1 pseudogene is annotated in these 700 nt (G+C 69.9%); it reads right to left on the bottom strand.

Annotated features, from left to right (window positions below):
* Positions 1-700: pseudogene (locus tag BGN91_RS07745) on the bottom strand (DNA mismatch repair protein MutS); the annotation flags it as partial.

Consider the following 700-nt stretch of genomic DNA (forward strand, 5'->3'; position numbering starts at 1 on the left):
GGCAGCGAGCGCGTCGGCCGCCTTCGGCTTCGGCGGCTCGCGGCGGACCGGCACCGAAAAGAGCGGCAGGTCGTCCACCAGCCGCTCCGCCTTGCCGGAGGTCTCGCCGGCTTCGAGCTGGTGCAGCACTTCCCGCGCGCGATCCACGACGGCTTCCGGAAGGCCGGCCAGCCGCGCCACCTGAACGCCGTAGGAGCGGTCGGCGGCGCCGCGCGCCACCTCGTGCAGGAAGACCACGTCGCCTTCCCATTCCTTGACGCGCATGGTGACGTTGGCGAGGCGCGGCAGCTTTTCGGCGAGCGCCGTCATCTCGTGGAAATGCGTGGCGAAGATGGCCCGGCAGCCATTCCTCTCGTGCAGGTACTCCACCGCCGCCCAGGCGATGGAGAGGCCGTCGAAGGTGGCGGTGCCACGGCCGATCTCGTCGAGTATGACCAGGGACCGCTCGCCGGCCTGGTTGAGGATCGCTGCCGTCTCGACCATCTCCACCATGAAGGTCGAGCGCCCCCGCGCCAGGTCGTCGGAAGCGCCGACACGGGAAAAGAGGCGGTCGACGACGCCGATATGCGCGCGCTTCGCAGGCACGAAGGAGCCGGCCTGCGCCAGTATGGCGATCAGCGCGTTCTGACGCAGGAAGGTCGACTTGCCGCCCATGTTCGGGCCGGTCAGGAGCCAGATGGCGCCGCGCTTCTCGCCTTCC

The organism is Nitrobacter sp. 62-13, from assembly GCF_001896955.1.
GTDB lineage: Bacteria > Pseudomonadota > Alphaproteobacteria > Rhizobiales > Xanthobacteraceae > Nitrobacter.